Source organism: Streptomyces sp. cf386 (assembly GCF_900103585.1).
Lineage (GTDB): Bacteria > Actinomycetota > Actinomycetes > Streptomycetales > Streptomycetaceae > Streptomyces.
Genome location: NZ_FNHV01000003.1, coordinates 602,557 through 618,583 on the forward strand (window position 1 = coordinate 602,557; position 16,027 = coordinate 618,583).

Here is a 16,027-nt window from a genome sequence, read left to right on the forward strand (position 1 = left end):
GGGCAGCGTGGCTCATCTCCACCCTCTCCTCACCCTCACCATGCCTTACCTCGGGTAACCTTACTCGCGAGTCAGCACCGGATCGTACGGGGAGTTGGACATGGCCGACCGCTATCTGCGCTTCACCGGCACCGCGCCCGGCCGCTTCCTCACCCGCCGCCTCGGGCTGCCACAACCCGCCCCGCTGAAACGCTGGTCGGCGCAGCGGCCCACGCTGGAGGGCGACCGGCTGCTGCTCACGGCCGGCAAGTCGGACCTGGACCTCGCCGCCGCCGATCCCGGCCTCGGTCTGACGGCCTCCTCCGACAAGCCCGCCGCAGTCGTCCTGGACGCCACCGGAGTCCGGGACGTCGAGACCCTCGCCGACGTGCACACGGCCCTGCACCCCGTCGTACGGTCGGTCGCCGCGAGCGGCCGGATCGTCGTCCTCGGCGCTCCCCTCGATGCCGCCGACCACCACCAGGCCGCCGCCCAGCAGGCGTTGGAGGGCTTCACGCGCTCGCTCGGCAAGGAGATCGGGCGGGGCAGGACCGTGAACCTCGTGCGGCTGACGGACGCCCGCGCCGCCGAGTCGACCCTCCGCTTCCTCCTCTCCCCCAAGTCGGCGTACATCAGCGGCCAGGTCATCGAGGTGGGTCCGGGCGAGGCCGGCCCGGCAGCAGGCACCGCCCCCGACCGCCCCCTCGCCCACCGCACCGCCCTGGTCACCGGCGCCGCCCGCGGCATCGGTGAGGCCATCGCGGAGACGCTGGCCAGGGACGGTGCCCGGGTCGTCGTACTCGATGTGCCGCAGGCCGAACAGGACGCGCGGCGTGTGGCCGAGCGGCTCGGCGGCAGCGCCCTGGTGCTCGACATCACCGCCCCGGACGCGGTCGAGCGCATCGCGGCGGCGCTGCCCGACGGCCTTGACGTCCTCGTCCACAACGCCGGGATCACGCGTGACCGGCGACTGGTCAACATGCCTGCCGAGCGCTGGAGTTCGGTGCTGGACGTCAACCTCGCGAGCGTGCTGCGTACGACGGACACGCTCCTAACGAGCGGGGCGATACGGCGGGGCGGCCGGATCGTGGCAACGGCGTCGATCGCGGGGCTGGCGGGGAACGCCGGACAGACCAACTACGCAGCGAGCAAGGCCGGCATCGTCGGTCTGGTCCGCTCCCTCGCGCCGCGCGCGCTCGCCGAGCACGGGGTGACGGTCAACGCGGTCGCGCCGGGCTTCATCGAGACGAAGATGACCGCAGCGGTTCCCCTCTTCATCCGGGAGGCGGGGCGCCGGATGAACTCCCTCGCGCAGGGCGGACTGCCGGTCGATGTCGCAGAGACGACGGCCTGGCTGGCCGATCCCGGGTCCGGGTCCGTCAACGGCCAGGTCGTACGCGTATGCGGCCAGAGCCTGCTGGGGGCCTGATGTCCCTCGTCCTCACCAGTACTCCTTCCCTTCCGCCCCTGCTCGCCCGGGGCGCCCTCCTGTCACCCTTCAAACGGCCCAGCCCCGACGCGGAGTTCCCGCGCGACCGACTCGTGTTGCCGGACCTGCGCGTCGACCTGGCCCGGCTGGCCGCGTACGAGAGGGTGTGCGGGTTCCCCACCGGGGAGGACGCCCTGCCGGTGACGTATCCGCATGTGCTCGGCTTCCCGCTGGCGATGCGGCTGATGAGCGGCCGGGACTTTCCGCTGCCGCTGCTCGGTCTCGTCCACACCTCGATCACCATCACCCGGTACCGGGACCTCGCGGCCACCGGGGAGTACGAACTCTCCGTACGGGTCGACGGGTTGGCGCCCCACCGGCGCGGTACGGAGGCGGCCGTCATCACCGAGTTGCGGGCCGGCGGCGCGAACGACAACGTCGTATGGGAGTCGCGGAGTACCTATCTGGCCCGGCATCGCACCGCGCCGCAACCTCCCGAGCCCGCGACGGACGTGACCGACCTGACGGACCTGACGGAGTCACCGAAGCCGCTGCCCGAGGTCGCCGAATGGCGTCTCGCCGGCGACGTCGGCCGCCGCTACGGCGCCGCCTCGGGTGACCGCAACCCCATCCACCTGCACCCCCTCACCGCCCGGCTGTTCGGCTTCCCGCGCGCCATCGCGCACGGCATGTGGACGGTGGCCCGCTGCCTCGCCGCGCACGGGGTGCCGGAGCGGGCGCGGGTGGACGCGCGGTTCAGGGCGCCGGTGCTGTTGCCGGGGGCGGTGACGTACGCGGCCGAGGGCGGGCGGTTCGAGCTGCGGGGCGGCGGCGAGCACGTGCACCTGGCCGGGGAGGTCTACCCGCTCACCTCGTGAGCCGCCTCCGGAGGGGTCCATGGCCGGCCGGCCATGAGGTTGCCGAGGCCCGACCAGGCGAAGTTCATCAGGGTGGTCGCCGCCTGTCTCGCCGTCACGCCCGGTGTGGCGTTGGCCCAGGCGGCGAGCGACTCGGCGGCGCCGACCAGGGCCTCGGCGAGACCGGCGACCTCGCCCTCGGGGAGGTCCGGGTCGCGGTGAGCCTCGCGGGCGGCCGCGAGGATCAGCTGCGTCACGAACGCGACGATCTCCGCGCGCATCGCGGCGACCTCGGAGGCGAACGGTTCGCCATGGGTGCGTGCCTGGAGGTGCAGGACGGACCAGCCGTCCGGGTTCTGCGCGGTGTGCGTGAAGAACGCCCCGAGCCCTTCCCAGAGTTGCCGGTCGGCGGGCAGCTCTCGGCGCACGCCCGCGCGGATGGCCTCGGTGAGCGCGGCCGCCTCGCGCCGGATGCAGGCGGTGAAGAGGTCTTCCTTCGAATTCAGGTACAGATACACCAACGGCTTGGACACACCCGCGAGTTCGGCGATCTCGTCCATCGACGCGGCCATGTATCCCCGCTGGCCGAAGGTCCGCACAGCGGCGTCCAGCATCTGCTGCTCACGGACGGCACGCGGCATCCGCTTGGTCTTCAGAGCGCCCATGCCGATTAGCGTACGGGCCGGGAGGGCGATCCCACCCGGCCCGCGGTGAACCGCTGTCCTACTCCTCGCCGATCACCTCGTCCGCCAGCCTCGACACCCGGTCGACCCGGTCGGCCCACACCTGCCCGTCACCGGACGGCAGGGCCGTCAGCCGGGGCAGCAGCTGCGCGGTGAGGAGGGTGGACAGGGCGGACGTGTCGGCGCCCGTGCCGTCGGTCCGGACGACCACCGGCTGCGGGGCCCTTCCGGCCAGCTTCGCGCCCACCTCCAGGCGGCGCCGGGCGAGTTCGTACTGCAGGACGGCGCGGTTGTCCCGGTAGGCCTTGGCGAGGGCGCGCTGGGCGCGGGCCTCGTTCTCGGCGGCGATCAGGCCGCTGCGGCCCCGCGTCTCGATCTCGAACCGCACGCGCTGGGCGTTGGTCTCCTGCTGCTCAAGAAGCTGGGCGACCTCTTCGCGGGCCCGGTTCAGCGCTGCCTTGACCTCGACGATCCGGGCGTCCCGCACCTTCTTGGCGCGCTCGATGTCCATGCCCAGCTGGTCGATCCGGCGCTTGCGGACGAGCCCCCACTCCTGGTCGTAGGCGGTGCGCTCCTTGGCGATCCGCTCCCGGGTGGCCAGGTGCTGCTGGTACTGCGCGGGCAGCTGCACGTCCGGGATGTTGGAGCCGGTGATGCGCACGCCGTAGCCGGACAGCTGACGGTTGAGCAGGTCCTGCATGTCGGCCACGTCCGAGCCGCGCAGGTCGTAGGCCCGCTCGGTGCGCATCTTCCGCGCCCGCTGCCGGATCGCGTCCTGGACGGCGCTGGAGAGCACCAGGTCGAAGTTGCCCGCGCCGATGGTGCGCACGAACAGCACGGCGTCGGTGATGCGGAACTTCAGGAAGAACTCGATGGAGCGCAGCGGCACGTTCTCCTGCGTGGGGCAGGCCATCACCGGCGCCGAGTACGGGATCTCGGTGGCCGTGTCGACGACGAAGTCGACCCGGGACCACGGGTGCCACAGGTAGTGCCGGCCGGCGTCGAGGGTGCGGACGACGGCGCCGTAGCGGGTCTGCACACCGTTGGTGCCCTGCTCGATCTCGACGATCGAGGAGCGCCACCACCACAGCGCGCCGATCAGCAGCAGGACGCCGCCACCGGCGAAGGAGAGGGCGGCGAGGGTGCCGTAGGCGAGTTCCCCGGCGGTCGAGTCGGCCTCGCCCAGGGACAGCATCACGCCCATGAACAGGGCGTAGACGCCGAGCCACAGCGGCAGCATCCACCACAGGCGGCGCCGGTGGCGGGGGATGATGACCGGGATCAGGGTGTCGGCCTCGCCGCCGCGCAGCAGCCGCGCGATGTCGGCCCAGGGGGCGACCTTCTCGGAGATGACCGACCGGCGGTTCGTACGGGCGCTGCTCACGGGGTGGCCTCCTCGGCGGGCTCGGACGGGTCGGTCGGGTCGGTCGGCTCGGCGGCCTCGGGCACCTGCGGCACGGTGGGCCGCTCGGCGGCCAGCAGCGCACCGATCTCCGCCTCACGGCCGGCGATCCGCTCGGCCACCTCGCCCAGACGCGACCGTACGGCGGCCATGTCCTCGTCGCTGAACAGCTCCGTGCCGCGCTCGCCGACCAGTTCGCGGGCCAGCTCCAGGAAGTCGATCCCGGCGGCGCCGTTCGCCGTGCCGCCGATGCGCACGAGCCGCGGCAGGTGGTCGGCGACCTGCTCCAGCGTGTCCAGCACCTGCTGCTGGTAGCGGTACTCCAGGATCTCCGGCGCCTCGGCGGCCGTGACCGCGCGGATGTCCAGGGCCTGGGCCTCCAGCAGGGCCGCGTTGGCCTTCGCCTCCGACTCGGCCTGGACGTAGCGCTGGCGGGCGAGGGCCTCAGCGCGGTTGGTCTCGCGCTCGACGGCCGTGTCCATCTGCGCCTGGTACTGGGCGATGTCGGCCTGGATCGCGGAGAGCGTCTCCTGGCTGGAGGCGAGTTCGCGGGTGAGGTCACCCTCGTCCTGCTCCTTGCGGAGCTGGAGCGCGTACTCGTGGGTGTACGCCTCCTTGGCCACCCGCACCATCTCGGGCGCCGCCAGGTCCATGCGGTAGCGCTGGTCGGAGGGTTCGGCGTGGGTGATGTTGGCGTTGGTCAGCTCGACGGCCGGGCGGAACTGCTGGTTGAGCTGCTCCAGCAGGCGGCCGGTGTCCTCGCCGACCATGTCGTAGATGCCGGCGGCTTCCTGCTCGTAGATGAGACTGCGGATGGTCTCGCTCACGGCGTTGCTCAGCTTCTCCTCGAAGCCGCGCACCGCGCCCAGCGTGTAGACGAACTCGGTGGGGTCGCTGATCCGGAACTGGATGAACAGGTCGATCGACGCCTTCACGCCGCCCCTGGTCGGCGCCTCGCGCACCGGCGCGTTGAACGGGTACTCGATCGTGGTGTTGACGATGTACGACACCCGCTTCCACGGGCTCAGCAGCACGACGCGGCCCGGTCCGACGACCTTCTCCAGCTTGCCGAACCGGGTGATCATCGCCTGGCAGCCGTCCGGCACCATGACCATGCCCTGCCGCCACCACACGAAGCCGACGGCGAGTACGGCGATGAGCCAGTAGTGCACGCCGAACAGCGGGTTGGTGAGGACGTCGCCGCCCGCCGCGCCCACGAGCGACGCTCCCACCGCGCCCAGCACGAGCAGCGTCAGCACCGGCAGCATGGAGACCCACGAGCGGCCCTTGGGAATCACCATCGGGCAGATGGCGTGCGCCACTTCGCCGTCCTCGCGCACCTGCTCGCTGCGGCCGAGCGCCTCACCGGCCTCGTCCAGTGGCACGGTCTTCTGCCGCATCACGGTGGCGGTGGAGCCGCCCTGTTCCCGGGCGGCAAGGAAGTCGGCCGGGTCGATGCCCCAGCCCTGTGCGTCGTACTCCTCGCCACCGGCTCCCGATGCTCCCCGTCCGCCGGTCTGCCGCCGCAGTTCCTCCTGCGCGGCCGTCCGCGGATCGGTGCCGGAGGCCACGGCCTCGGCAACACGTCGTGCGCCTTGTTGCGCGCGCGCTCGTGCCACGGTTTCCCCCTTAAGTTGTTTCCAGCCATCCCACACCATGGGATCGGCCAAGAGTAAGGGGGTGGCCCGGAACGGCTACCCAGCGGTAGCGCCGGGCCGACGCGGCTAGGAAGCCTGGCCCTGCGCCTTGCTCTGCGCCCGAGCCGCCTCGTCGACCACGTCGTCCTCCTGGCTGCGGTTGGCCTCCAGGTTGGCCTTCGCGCGGTCGACCTTCTGGACAATCTGCACGGAGGCGCGGTCGCGCTCCTTGCGGAGGACCACGAAGCTGATCGGGGCCGAGATCACCAGGGACAGCAGGATGACCCACATGCCGTTGGAGTCGCCGAGGCCGCGCGGGGCGAGGCCGGAGTAGACGAGGCCCCAGACGACCACGAGGCAGCCCACGAAGATCCCGAGGCGCATCAGTGTGTAGCGGAGCATCTCAATCCACTCTTCCGGTTCCAAACAGGGCCACCGTCCAGTGAAGCACGCCGACCCGCCGATCTCGCAGGGGGGTCGATACGCGGTTCAGCCGAGCGGCAGCAGCATGATCACGTCGTCCCGGTCGTCGCCCGGCGCGACCCTGATGGCGGCCGGGATCCGGCCGACCTCCTTGTAGCCGCAGGAGCCGTAGAAGCGCTCCAGGCCGAGGCCGCCGCGGCAGGTGAGGCGTACCGCCTCGACGCCGTCGAAGGTGCGGGCGCCCCGCTCGGCCGCCGTCAGCAGGTCGCGGCCATAGCCCTTGCCCTGGTGGCGGGGGTGCACCATCACCGTGTACAGCCACACCCAATGGGTCATCAGGTGGTGTGTGTTGAAGGTGAAGAACGCCGTCGCGGCCACCTCACCGGCCCCGTCGTGCCCGACGAGCAGCCGACTCTGCCCGTCCGCCATCGCCGCGAGGTGCTTCACGAGCGACGGCCGAACCGCGTCACGGTTCACCGGCGGCACGAACCCGACGGCTCCGCCCGCGTTGGAGACGTCGGTCCACAGGTCGAGGATGCCGTCGCGGAGGGTGGGGGTGACGGCGGGATCGAGAGTGAAGGTAAGGGACACGGCGCCATATTAGCTATTACGGCATCGATACGGCCCCGCGTCCCGAAGTGGGTCCGCTCACACGCGCATGGGCTGCGGGGACTCCCGGCGCGCCGGGTCCGGACCGTCGTACTCCCGGATGATCTCGTACCGCGTATTGCGCTCCACGGGGCGGAAGCCCGCGTCCGTGATGAGGTCCAGCAGGTCCTCACGCGTCAGCTTGTTCGGCGTGCCGAAGTTGTCCGCGTCGTGGGTGATCTTGTACTCGACGACCGAGCCGTCCATGTCGTCGGCGCCGTGCTGGAGGGCCAGTTGGGCGGTCTGGACGCCGTGCATGACCCAGAAGACCTTGACGTGCGGGACGTTGTCGAAGAGGAGACGGGAGACGGCGAAGGTCTTGAGGGCCTCCGCGCCCGTCGCCATCTGGGTGCGCGCCTGCAGCCGGTTCCGTACCTTCCCGTCCTTCATGTCCACGAAGTCGTGCTGGTAGCGCAGCGGGATGAAGACCTGGAAGCCGTTCGTCTCGTCCTGGAGTTCACGCAGACGCAGGACGTGGTCGACGCGGTGGCGGGGCTCCTCGATGTGGCCGTACAGCATGGTGCACGGGGTCTTGAGGCCCTTTTCGTGCGCCAGCCGGTGGATGCGGGACCAGTCCTCCCAGTGGGTGCGGTGGTCCACGATGTGCTGACGGACCTCCCAGTCGAAGATCTCGGCGCCACCGCCGGTCAGGGACTCCAGACCGGCGTCGATGAGCTCGTCGAGGATCTCGGAGGCGGAGAGCCCGGAGATGGTCTCGAAGTGGTGGATCTCCGTCGCCGTGAAGGCCTTCAGCGAGACGTTCGGGAGGGCGGCCTTCAGCTCCCGCAGCGAGCGCGGGTAGTAGCGCCACGGCAGGTTCGGGTGCAGCCCGTTGACGATGTGGAGCTCGGTGAGGTTCTCGCTCTCCATCGACTTGGCGAGCTTCACCGCCTCCTCGATGCGCATCGTGTACGCGTCCTTCTCGCCCGGCTTGCGCTGGAAGGAGCAGTAGGCGCAGGAGGCCGTGCACACGTTGGTCATGTTGAGGTGACGGTTGACGTTGAAGTGGACGACGTCGCCGTTCTTACGCGTGCGCACCTCGTGCGCGAGGCCGCCGAGCCACGCCAGGTCGTCCGACTCGTAGAGCGCGATGCCGTCCTCACGGGTCAGCCGTTCACCGGCCCCGACCTTCTCCTCCAGCTCGCGCTTGAGCCCGACGTCCATGCCCACACCTTTCTCCGACGACCTGACCAACCGTACGTCTATGCCTCTTCGGGCAGCTCTCCGACCCGGTTCTCCCACTTCGTGGACAGCACGATCGTCGTACGGGTCCGGGAGACGCCCGTGGTCCCGCTGAGCCGCCGGATGATCTTCTCCAGCCCGTCCACGTCGGCCGCCCGCACCTTGAGCATGTACGAGTCGTCGCCGGCGATGAACCAGCAGTCCTCGATCTCGCCGAGGTCCCGCAGGCGGTCCGCGACGTCCTCGTGGTCGGTGGCGTCGGAGAGCGAGATGCCGATCAGCGCGGTGACGCCGAGGCCGAGCGAGGCGGCGTCGACGGTGGCGCGGTAGCCGGTGATGACACCGGCCGCCTCCAGCCGGTTGATGCGGTCGGTGACGCTGGGTCCCGACAGGCCGACGAGGCGTCCCAGCTCCGCGTAGGAGGCCCGGCCGTTCTCCCTCAGGGCCTGGATGAGCTGCCTGTCCACCGCGTCCATGCGATTCGAAGCCTTCCGCTGAAGAGTTCCAGAAGTGATGAGAGGTACTGCCGCGTGCGCGACTTGCTCTATGTGCCGTTGCCCAGCTCGCCGTTCCACCGCCGGTACAGGTCGTGCTCGACGCCCGCCGCGTCCAGCACACGTCCGGCGACGAAGTCGACCAGGTCCTGGATGTGGGTCGCGCCCGCGTAGAAGCCCGGTGAGGCCGGCACGACGCTCGCGCCGAGGTCGTCCAGCGCGACGAGATGCCGGAGGGTCTGGCCGTTCAGCGGGGTCTCCCGCACGGACACGACCAGGGTGCGGCGCTCCTTGAGGGTGACGCTCGCCGCCCGCTGCAGCAGATCCTTGGAGAGGCCGAGCGCGACTCCCGCGACGCAGGCCGTCGAGGCGGGCACGATCAGCATGCCCTTGGTGCGGTACGACCCGGAGGACGGCCCGGCCGCGAGGTCGCCCGCGCTCCAGTGCCGTACGCCGGCGAGGTCGACCTCGAAGGTCCCGGGCTTGCCGTCGGCCCCGCGGGACAGCCATTCCCGCAGGTCGTCCTGCCAGTGCGCGTCCCGGAAGCTCAGGCCCGTCTCGTCGAGCAGCGTGAGCCGCGAGGCCCGGCTGACGACCAGGTCGACGCTCTCCCCGGCGGCGAGGAGCGCGCGCAGCACCGCGGCGGCGTATGGGGTGCCGGAAGCGCCGGACACCCCTACGATCCAAGGCGTACGCGGCGTCTCTCCTGGCTTGACTGGGTTCACGACTCCGAGCCTATCCGGCCTGACGGGGTGGGAACCGACCAAGGGGGTCCGGGCGTTCCCAAGGGGGATGAAGTCGGTCGGGGGTTGCCATGTCGGGTGCGTCGGGGACATCGGGTGCGTGGAGTGCGGAGCGCGCGTGGTCGCGGGGTGACCGTGCGAGGACCGCGGCCAAGCTGATGCTGGGCTGGGTGGCGCTGCTGTGGCTGCTGGAAGTGGCCGACGTGATCAGCGGCCACGCGCTGGACGGCTTCGGCATCGTCCCGCGCACCCCGTCCGAGCTGGTGGACGTCGTCCCGGCCGCCTTCGTCCACTTCGGCTTCGCCCACGTCGCCGCGAACAGCGTGCCGCTGCTGGTCCTGGGCTTCCTGGCCGCGCTCGGCGGCATACGCCGGTTCGCCGCGGTCTGCGCCCTCGTCATCGTGGCCGACGGCCTGGGCGTGTGGCTGATATCCCCGTCCGGCACCAACACCGCGGGCGCCTCCGGCCTGATCTTCGGCCTCTTCGGCTTCCTCCTGGTCACCGGCTTCGTGGAACGCCGCCCACTCGGCATCCTGGCCGGCCTCCTCGTGGCCGCGATCTGGGGCGGCTCCATCCTGGCGGGCCTCGCCCCGACCCAGTCCGGCGTGAGCTGGCAGGGGCATCTGGTGGGGCTGGTGGCGGGGGTTGCGGCGGCGTTCTTGGTGCGGCGCCGCAAGCCCGACAGGCGTGCCGAACTTCTCGCCTAGCCGGGTCAGCCCTCGGCCTGTGAGCCCGCCGACCGGCGAACGCGCTAGACGGTGAGCCCGCGCACCAGCAGGTCCAGCAGCGCACACACGAACAGGGCGATCCCGATGAACCCGTTGACGCTGAAGAACGCCCTGTTCACGCGGGACAGGTCGTGCGGGCGGACGATCGAGTGTTCGTAGAGGAACGCTCCGGCCACGATCAGCAGGCCCAGCCAGAAGAAGGCGCCCGCGTCCGTGGCGAGGGCGTACCAGACGAAGAGGGCCGTCGTCGCCGTGTGGCAGGCCCGGGCTCCCCAGATCGCCGCCGGGATGCCGAAGCGGGCCGGGACCGACATGACGCCGATCTCGCGGTCGGTCTCGACGTCCTGGCAGGCGTAGATCAGGTCGAAGCCGCCGATCCAGATGCCGACGGCGAGGCCGAGGATCACCGCGTCCCAGGACCAGGTGCCGGTGATCGCCAGCCAGCCGCCGACCGGGCCCATGGCCTGGGCCAGGCCCAGGATGGCCTGGGGGAAGTTCGTGAAGCGTTTGCCGTAGGGGTAGACCACCATCGGGATCACCGCGATGGGGGCGAGAGCCAGGCACAGGGGGTTCAGCAGGGCCGCCGCGCCCAGGAAGATCACCAGGGCGACGAGGGCGCCGGTCCAGGCGTGCCGGACCGACATGGCGCCCGTCACCAGCTCGCGCTGGGCGGTCCGCGGGTTCCGCGCGTCGATCTCTCGGTCGATGATCCGGTTGACCGCCATCGCGAAGGTACGCAGGCCGACCATGCAGATCGTCACCAGGAGCAGCCTGCCCCAGTGGATGTTCCCGTCCATCTGGAACATCGCGGTGAGCGCGGCGATGTATGCGAAGGGCAGAGCGAACACCGAGTGCTCGATCATCACCAGGCGGAGAAACGCCTTCGTGCGTCCTGGCTGCGGAATCGCGGCGGAGGCGCTGCTCACAGTCCGTACTCCTTCCAGCGGCGGTCGACCTTCGCCGCCGTCTCGGGATCGGACTCCACCATGTCCGGCCAGCCGCCGTCGCGGGTGTAGCCCTCCTCGGGCCACTTCTTCGTCGCGTCGATCCCCGCCTTGCCGCCCCAGAACTGCTGGTAGGACGCGTGGTCCAGGTGGTCGACGGGGCCTTCGACGACCGTGAGGTCACGGGCGTAGTCGGTGTTGCCGAGGGCCCGCCAGGCGACCTCGTGCAGGTCGTGGACGTCGCAGTCGGAGTCGACGACCACGATCAGCTTCGTCAGGGACATCATGTGCGCGCCCCAGATCGCGTGCATGGTCTTCTGCGCGTGCTTGGGGTACTTCTTGTCGATCGAGACGATCGCGCAGTTGTGGAAGCCGCCGGCCTCCGGCAGGTGGTAGTCCACGATGTCCGGGACGATGATCTTGAGCAGGGGGAGGAAGAAGCGTTCCGTCGCGCGGCCCAGGGGGCCGTCCTCCGTCGGAGGCCTGCCCACGACGATCGACTGGAGCAGGGGCCGGCGGCGCATCGTCACGCAGTCGATCTTCAGGGCGGGGAAGGGTTCCTGCGGGGTGTAGAAACCGGTGTGGTCGCCGAACGGCCCCTCCGGCAGCATCTCGCCGGGCTCCAGCCACCCCTCCAGCACGACCTCCGCCTGCGCCGGCACCTGCAACGGCACCGTCTTGCAGTCCACCATCTCGATCCGCTTGCCCGCGACGAACCCGGCGAACAGGTACTCGTCGATGTCACCGGGAAGCGGTGCGGTGGAGGCGTACGTCACCGCGGGCGGGCACCCGAAGGCGATCGCGACCGGCAGCCGCTCGCCCCGCCGGGCCGCCACCTGGTAGTGGTTCCGGCTGTCCTTGTGGATCTGCCAGTGCATGCCGATGGTGCGCTTGTCGTGGCGCTGGAGGCGGTACAGGCCCAGGTTCCGTACGCCGGACTCCGGGTCCTTGGTGTGCGTGAGCCCCAGGTTGAAGAAGGAGCCGCCGTCCTTGGGCCAGGTGAACAGTGCCGGCAGCCGCTCCAGGTCGACCTCGTCGCCGTGCAGCACGACCTCCTGCACCGGCGCGTTGTCCGACTTCACCTTCTTCGGCGGCACGTGCGTCATGGAGCCGAGCTTCCCGAAGGCCTCACGGACCCCGACGAACCCGTGCGGCAGCTCGGGCTTGAGCAGCCCGCCGATCTTGTCGGAGATGTCCCCGTAGGACTTGAGCCCCAGGGCTTTCAGCAGCCGGCGGTCCGTGCCGAAGACGTTCATCGCGAGGGGCATCGACGACCCCTTCACGTTCTCGAAGAGCAGCGCGGGACCGCCGGACTTCTGTACGCGGTCGACGATCTCCCCGACCTCCAGATACGGATCGACCTCAGCCTTGACGCGCTTGAGGTCGCCTTCGCGTTCCAGTGCCCTGAGCAGGGAACGAAGATCGTCGTAAGCCATGGGGTCAAGTATCCCCGAGCGGCTACCCTGGCCCTGAACCCGGGGGCCGCGCCCCCGGTCCCGACGACCGTTTCGCTGGAGAGGACCCATGCTCCGGGTGCTGATGTTCCTCGTGCCACTCGCGCTGAGCGTGTACGCGTTCATCGACTGCATCAGCACGAAGGAGGACGACATCCGCCATATGCCCAAGCCGCTGTGGGCGATCCTCGTGCTGGTGTTCCCGCTGGTCGGCTCGATCTCCTGGCTGATCGCGGGCAAGAAGCGCAGCCCGGCCGCCGAGGGCTGGTCGGGCGTACGGGACCAGCGGAAGCGGCAGCAGTGGGTCGCGCCCGACGACAACCCCGAGTTCTTGAAGTCGCTGGACGATGACGATGACAACAACAAGGACGACCGGGGCAAACACGACGAGCCCTGACCCGGCACGTCACCTGAGCGACATCAACAGCGCCGCGTAAGCGCGTGGCTTGCGGTACTCGTAGCTGGTGAGTTCGTCGCGGCCGGCCACGGCACCTCCTGCGGAAGTCACTGTTCGGCAACGTGAGCCGCATGACCTGTAGCGCCTGGGCAGTCTGTCCGGGTGCAGATGACAGAAGCTTTTGCGACGACCGTTGCCTCTGTGTCGTCGGCGATTCTCATCGCCGGCACGTTGGAGGCAGCCGCCTATAGCAGGGCAGTTCAGGGCTGGACACGCACAGCGTTCGACAACCTCATGAGCAAGGGCGTGGAAATGGCGGCCATGACGCCGTCAGAACGCCAGGCGGCATTGCAGGCATTCAAGGTCGCATGGTTGCCGAAGTATGGCGTGGGGGCCGTGAAGTCGCTCTCGTTCTTGGCGCTTGGCCTCCTGTGGGGTGTGATCATGGTCGCGCAGGCCATGGCGATCCTCTTCTGCCTGCTTTGGTTGGCGGACCCCAAGGAGCCGAAAGACGTTGCGAACGCCAAGGCCCTGGTCGCGATTGTGGCTGCTGGCGCGGTCGTCGTCGCTGTGGTGCCGATCTTTCGCGTGGTGTACTCGCCCCTCGGTCCTCTGGCAGAGCTGTGGGTGGAGTGGAAACTCAAGGAAGCAACTCGTCGGGTCTCCTCACCGAGCGCGGATGAAGACCAGGCCGAGGGGGTGGAGCCGGGGCGGCTTCCGAGCCCGCGCGAACGCGATGAAGCCTCGGCCGGGGACACCGAGGCTGAGGCTTCGTCGTGAGTGAGTGGTGCCCTTTGAGGGCAGGGAGGCGGCGGAGGCGCACCGGTTGATGGGAGCGCGGGCCAGCGCCGGAAAGCTGTTGCTGCGGGTCGGCGGGCAGGGGCGGTGACGGACGGCCGCCACCCTTTCTCCGCAGGTCTCCGTGTACAGCTTGTACGCCGATGAGCCCTCCGATGCGGACAATGCGCCCCTGGGCCGGGCCCCGCCCGAGCTGGACCATTGGCTTGCATGACGACTGCTCCCGCCGGGTCGGCCGGCACGATCGCCCCCGAGTACGGCGACAAGGTCATCGCCGTCGAGACGGCGGGTTCGGAACCCATCCCCGACGCCGAACGGCACGGCGGTCCGCTTCAGTTGCTGTGGACATGGGCCTCCCCGAACATCGAGTTCGCGACCGTCTACATCGGCGTCATCTCGGTCCTCTTCTTCGGCCTGAGCTTCTGGCAGGCGACGGCGGCACTACTGCTGGGCACGGCGCTCGGGGCGCTGACGCACGGGATCCTGTCGCTGGACGGCCCGCGGTTCGGTGTCCCGCAGATGGCGATCGGCCGCTTCGCCTTCGGCCACCGGGGCAACCTGCTGCCGTCGGGTGTGAACGCGCTGGTCGCCGGGGTCGGCTGGTTCGCCGTGAACAGCGTGAGCGCGGCCTTCGCGCTGAACACCCTCACAGGCCTACGCCCGCTCCCCTCCCTCCTCCTGGTGGTCGTCGCCCAGATCGTGATCGGCTTCATCGGCCACAACTTCGTGCACGCCTTCGAGAAGTACGCGTTCCCGGCACTCGCGGTGATCTTCCTGCTGGCCGGCGCCTGGACCTTCGGGGAGGCCGACCTGTCCGGCGGCGGCACGGGCGGCGGCATCGGCGGCTTCCTGCTGGCGTTCAGCGCGGCGTGGGGGTACGCGGCGGGCTGGAACCCGGGGGCGTCGGACTACTCGCGCTACCTTCCGCGTACGGCCGACCGGTTCCGTACCGCGCTGTACCCGGCCGTCGGCCTGTTCGTGTCGGTCGCCGTGGTCTCGGTGATCGGCGCGGCCTCGGCGACGATCGTGGCCCCCGAGGGTGCCACGCCCACGGCGGCCTTCACGGGCCATCTCCCGGGCTGGCTCGGCGACTTGGTGCTGATCGCGATCATCCTGGGCGCGGTCTCGGCGAACGCCCTGAACGTCTACTCCTCCGCCATGTCGATCACGTCGCTGGGCCTGAAGCTGCCCGCGTGGCTCGGCCGCAGCGCGATCGTCGTGCTGTGCGGGATCGCCGGTACGGCGGCGGCGTGGGGGTCACTGGCGGACGCGGGGCACGCGTACGAGGCGTTCCTGCTGGTGATCGCCTACTGGGTGGGACCGTGGCTGGGCGTGGTCCTGACCGAACGCCTGCTCCGGTCCCGTACACCGCACGACGAGCTGTCGGCCCGCCTCACGGACCGGTCGTACGCGAACTGGCCGGGTCCGGCGGCGTTGTTGGCGGGCATCGTGGTGTCGGTCCCGCTCTTCTCCAACCAGGAGAAGTACGTGGGGTGGGTGCCGGAGCGGTGGCCGGCGTTCGGGGACGTGACCTGCCTGGTGGGGTTCGCGGTGAGCGCGGGGGCGTACGCGGTGCTGCGCGCACGCACGGTCACAACTCGCCAAAGATGAGCGGTGGATGGTACATCGCGTCCGGCGAGGGACCGGCCTCGAGAGATTTACCCAGGGAACGATGCTGCGCCCGGTCGGCGGGGGCCGGGAGTGGGAGGCCGACCCGGCACGGATCCGGCCGGCGACGCAGGAGGAACGGCTGTCGGCGGAGGTGCGGGCAACCAACGCACGCGCACGCGGCGGGGCGATGACGGCACCCGACCTGGAGGAATTCGGCCGCCCTCCCGTGCCGGTCGTGGGCTGTGCGGAGTGCGAATCGCTGGCGGTGCGCCGGGCCCAGGCGCGGGCCGAGTTCGACGGGAGCGCGGCGACGGACGCGAACGTGTTACTGCGCCGGCACCAGCGCAGGGAGCATCAGGACACCTCCGACGGCCGCCGGATCTTCCGTTTCGTGCCGTACTCGATCGTGCAGGACGCGTCGGTGCTGCCGGAGTACGAAGCCTCGTGCGTGTCGGGCGACGAGGCCGACTGCGGCGCCGCGTCCGGGCCGTGCGGCCATCCGACCGAGGTCGAGGGGTGGCGGCGCAGGCACACGCAGGAGACGCGGCACACCCGGTACCGCCGTAGCTTCCTGGACTACGCGGTGCTGGAGAGACAGCCGGTCTGAAGGTTCCCGTC

17 protein-coding genes are annotated in these 16,027 nt (G+C 70.3%); 7 read left to right on the forward strand and 10 right to left on the reverse strand.

The features are described 5' to 3' along the window. The first annotated feature begins 100 nt into the window (after positions 1-100). Together BLU79_RS10660 and BLU79_RS10665 are read left to right on the forward strand one after the other, a co-directional pair. A complete protein-coding gene (locus tag BLU79_RS10660; RefSeq protein WP_093905392.1) occupies positions 101-1,408 on the forward strand; it encodes a 3-oxoacyl-ACP reductase in 1,308 nt (435 codons plus the stop codon). After that, positions 1,408-2,286: a MaoC/PaaZ C-terminal domain-containing protein gene (locus BLU79_RS10665; protein ID WP_093905393.1), complete on the forward strand. Its 879-nt coding sequence runs from the start codon at positions 1,408-1,410 to the stop codon at positions 2,284-2,286. Before BLU79_RS10660 ends, BLU79_RS10665 begins: the two co-directional genes overlap by 1 nt. Here BLU79_RS10665 and BLU79_RS10670 read toward each other — a convergent pair. From BLU79_RS10670 to BLU79_RS10705, 8 genes are all read right to left on the reverse strand, one after another. Next, entirely contained in the window at positions 2,268-2,930 is a 663-nt protein-coding gene (locus BLU79_RS10670; RefSeq protein WP_093905394.1) for a TetR/AcrR family transcriptional regulator, read from the reverse strand. The two genes, BLU79_RS10665 and BLU79_RS10670, sit on opposite strands and share 19 nt — an antisense overlap. A 58-nt stretch (positions 2,931-2,988) precedes the next feature. Then, a complete protein-coding gene (locus BLU79_RS10675) occupies positions 2,989-4,332 on the reverse strand; it encodes an SPFH domain-containing protein (protein ID WP_093905395.1) in 1,344 nt (447 codons plus the stop codon). After that, positions 4,329-5,969 carry an SPFH domain-containing protein gene (locus tag BLU79_RS10680; RefSeq protein ID WP_093905396.1) on the reverse strand — a complete coding sequence of 547 codons (1,641 nt, stop codon included), beginning with the start codon at positions 5,967-5,969 and terminating at the stop codon, positions 4,329-4,331. Before BLU79_RS10680 ends, BLU79_RS10675 begins: the two co-directional genes overlap by 4 nt. Positions 5,970-6,074: 105 nt before the next feature. Next, positions 6,075-6,389, reverse strand: a complete 315-nt coding sequence (locus tag BLU79_RS10685; protein WP_093905397.1) for a DUF4229 domain-containing protein — start codon at positions 6,387-6,389, stop codon at positions 6,075-6,077. An 87-nt stretch (positions 6,390-6,476) separates the two neighbouring features. Beyond that, a complete protein-coding gene (locus BLU79_RS10690) occupies positions 6,477-7,001 on the reverse strand; it encodes a GNAT family N-acetyltransferase (RefSeq protein WP_093905398.1) in 525 nt (174 codons plus the stop codon). Positions 7,002-7,058: 57 nt separating this feature from the next. Continuing rightward, positions 7,059-8,222: an aminofutalosine synthase MqnE gene (gene mqnE / locus BLU79_RS10695; RefSeq protein WP_093905399.1), complete on the reverse strand. Its 1,164-nt coding sequence runs from the start codon at positions 8,220-8,222 to the stop codon at positions 7,059-7,061. Positions 8,223-8,260: 38 nt separating this feature from the next. After that, on the reverse strand, positions 8,261-8,716 hold the full coding sequence (locus BLU79_RS10700; RefSeq protein WP_093905400.1) for an Lrp/AsnC family transcriptional regulator: 456 nt from the start codon (positions 8,714-8,716) through the stop codon (positions 8,261-8,263). 68 nt (positions 8,717-8,784) lie between these two features. Next, positions 8,785-9,459 carry a UbiX family flavin prenyltransferase gene (locus BLU79_RS10705; protein ID WP_093905401.1) on the reverse strand — a complete coding sequence of 225 codons (675 nt, stop codon included), beginning with the start codon at positions 9,457-9,459 and terminating at the stop codon, positions 8,785-8,787. An 89-nt stretch (positions 9,460-9,548) separates the two neighbouring features. On the opposite strand from BLU79_RS10705, the gene BLU79_RS10710 reads away from it, so the two are divergent. Then, a complete protein-coding gene (locus BLU79_RS10710) occupies positions 9,549-10,184 on the forward strand; it encodes a rhomboid family intramembrane serine protease (protein WP_093905402.1) in 636 nt (211 codons plus the stop codon). 44 nt (positions 10,185-10,228) lie between these two features. Here BLU79_RS10710 and mqnP read toward each other — a convergent pair whose 3' ends face one another. Both mqnP and BLU79_RS10720 read right to left on the reverse strand, forming a co-directional pair. Next, positions 10,229-11,131, reverse strand: coding sequence for a menaquinone biosynthesis prenyltransferase MqnP (mqnP, locus tag BLU79_RS10715; RefSeq protein WP_093905403.1), 903 nt, complete (start codon positions 11,129-11,131; stop codon positions 10,229-10,231). Next, positions 11,128-12,585, reverse strand: coding sequence for a menaquinone biosynthesis decarboxylase (locus BLU79_RS10720; protein WP_093905404.1), 1,458 nt, complete (start codon positions 12,583-12,585; stop codon positions 11,128-11,130). Before BLU79_RS10720 ends, mqnP begins: the two co-directional genes overlap by 4 nt. Positions 12,586-12,673: 88 nt before the next feature. On the opposite strand from BLU79_RS10720, the gene BLU79_RS10725 reads away from it, so the two are divergent. From BLU79_RS10725 to BLU79_RS10745, 4 genes are all read left to right on the forward strand, one after another. Beyond that, complete coding sequence (locus BLU79_RS10725; protein WP_093905405.1) at positions 12,674-13,000, forward strand: PLD nuclease N-terminal domain-containing protein; 327 nt, start codon at positions 12,674-12,676, stop codon at positions 12,998-13,000. 162 nt (positions 13,001-13,162) lie between these two features. Continuing rightward, on the forward strand, positions 13,163-13,780 hold the full coding sequence (locus BLU79_RS10730) for a hypothetical protein (protein ID WP_093905406.1): 618 nt from the start codon (positions 13,163-13,165) through the stop codon (positions 13,778-13,780). 228 nt (positions 13,781-14,008) lie between these two features. Next, positions 14,009-15,409, forward strand: coding sequence for a purine-cytosine permease family protein (locus BLU79_RS10735; RefSeq protein ID WP_093905407.1), 1,401 nt, complete (start codon positions 14,009-14,011; stop codon positions 15,407-15,409). A gap of 61 nt (positions 15,410-15,470) precedes the next feature. Continuing rightward, on the forward strand, positions 15,471-16,016 hold the full coding sequence (locus tag BLU79_RS10745; protein WP_256333241.1) for a DUF7848 domain-containing protein: 546 nt from the start codon (positions 15,471-15,473) through the stop codon (positions 16,014-16,016). The last annotated feature ends 11 nt before the right edge of the window (positions 16,017-16,027 follow it).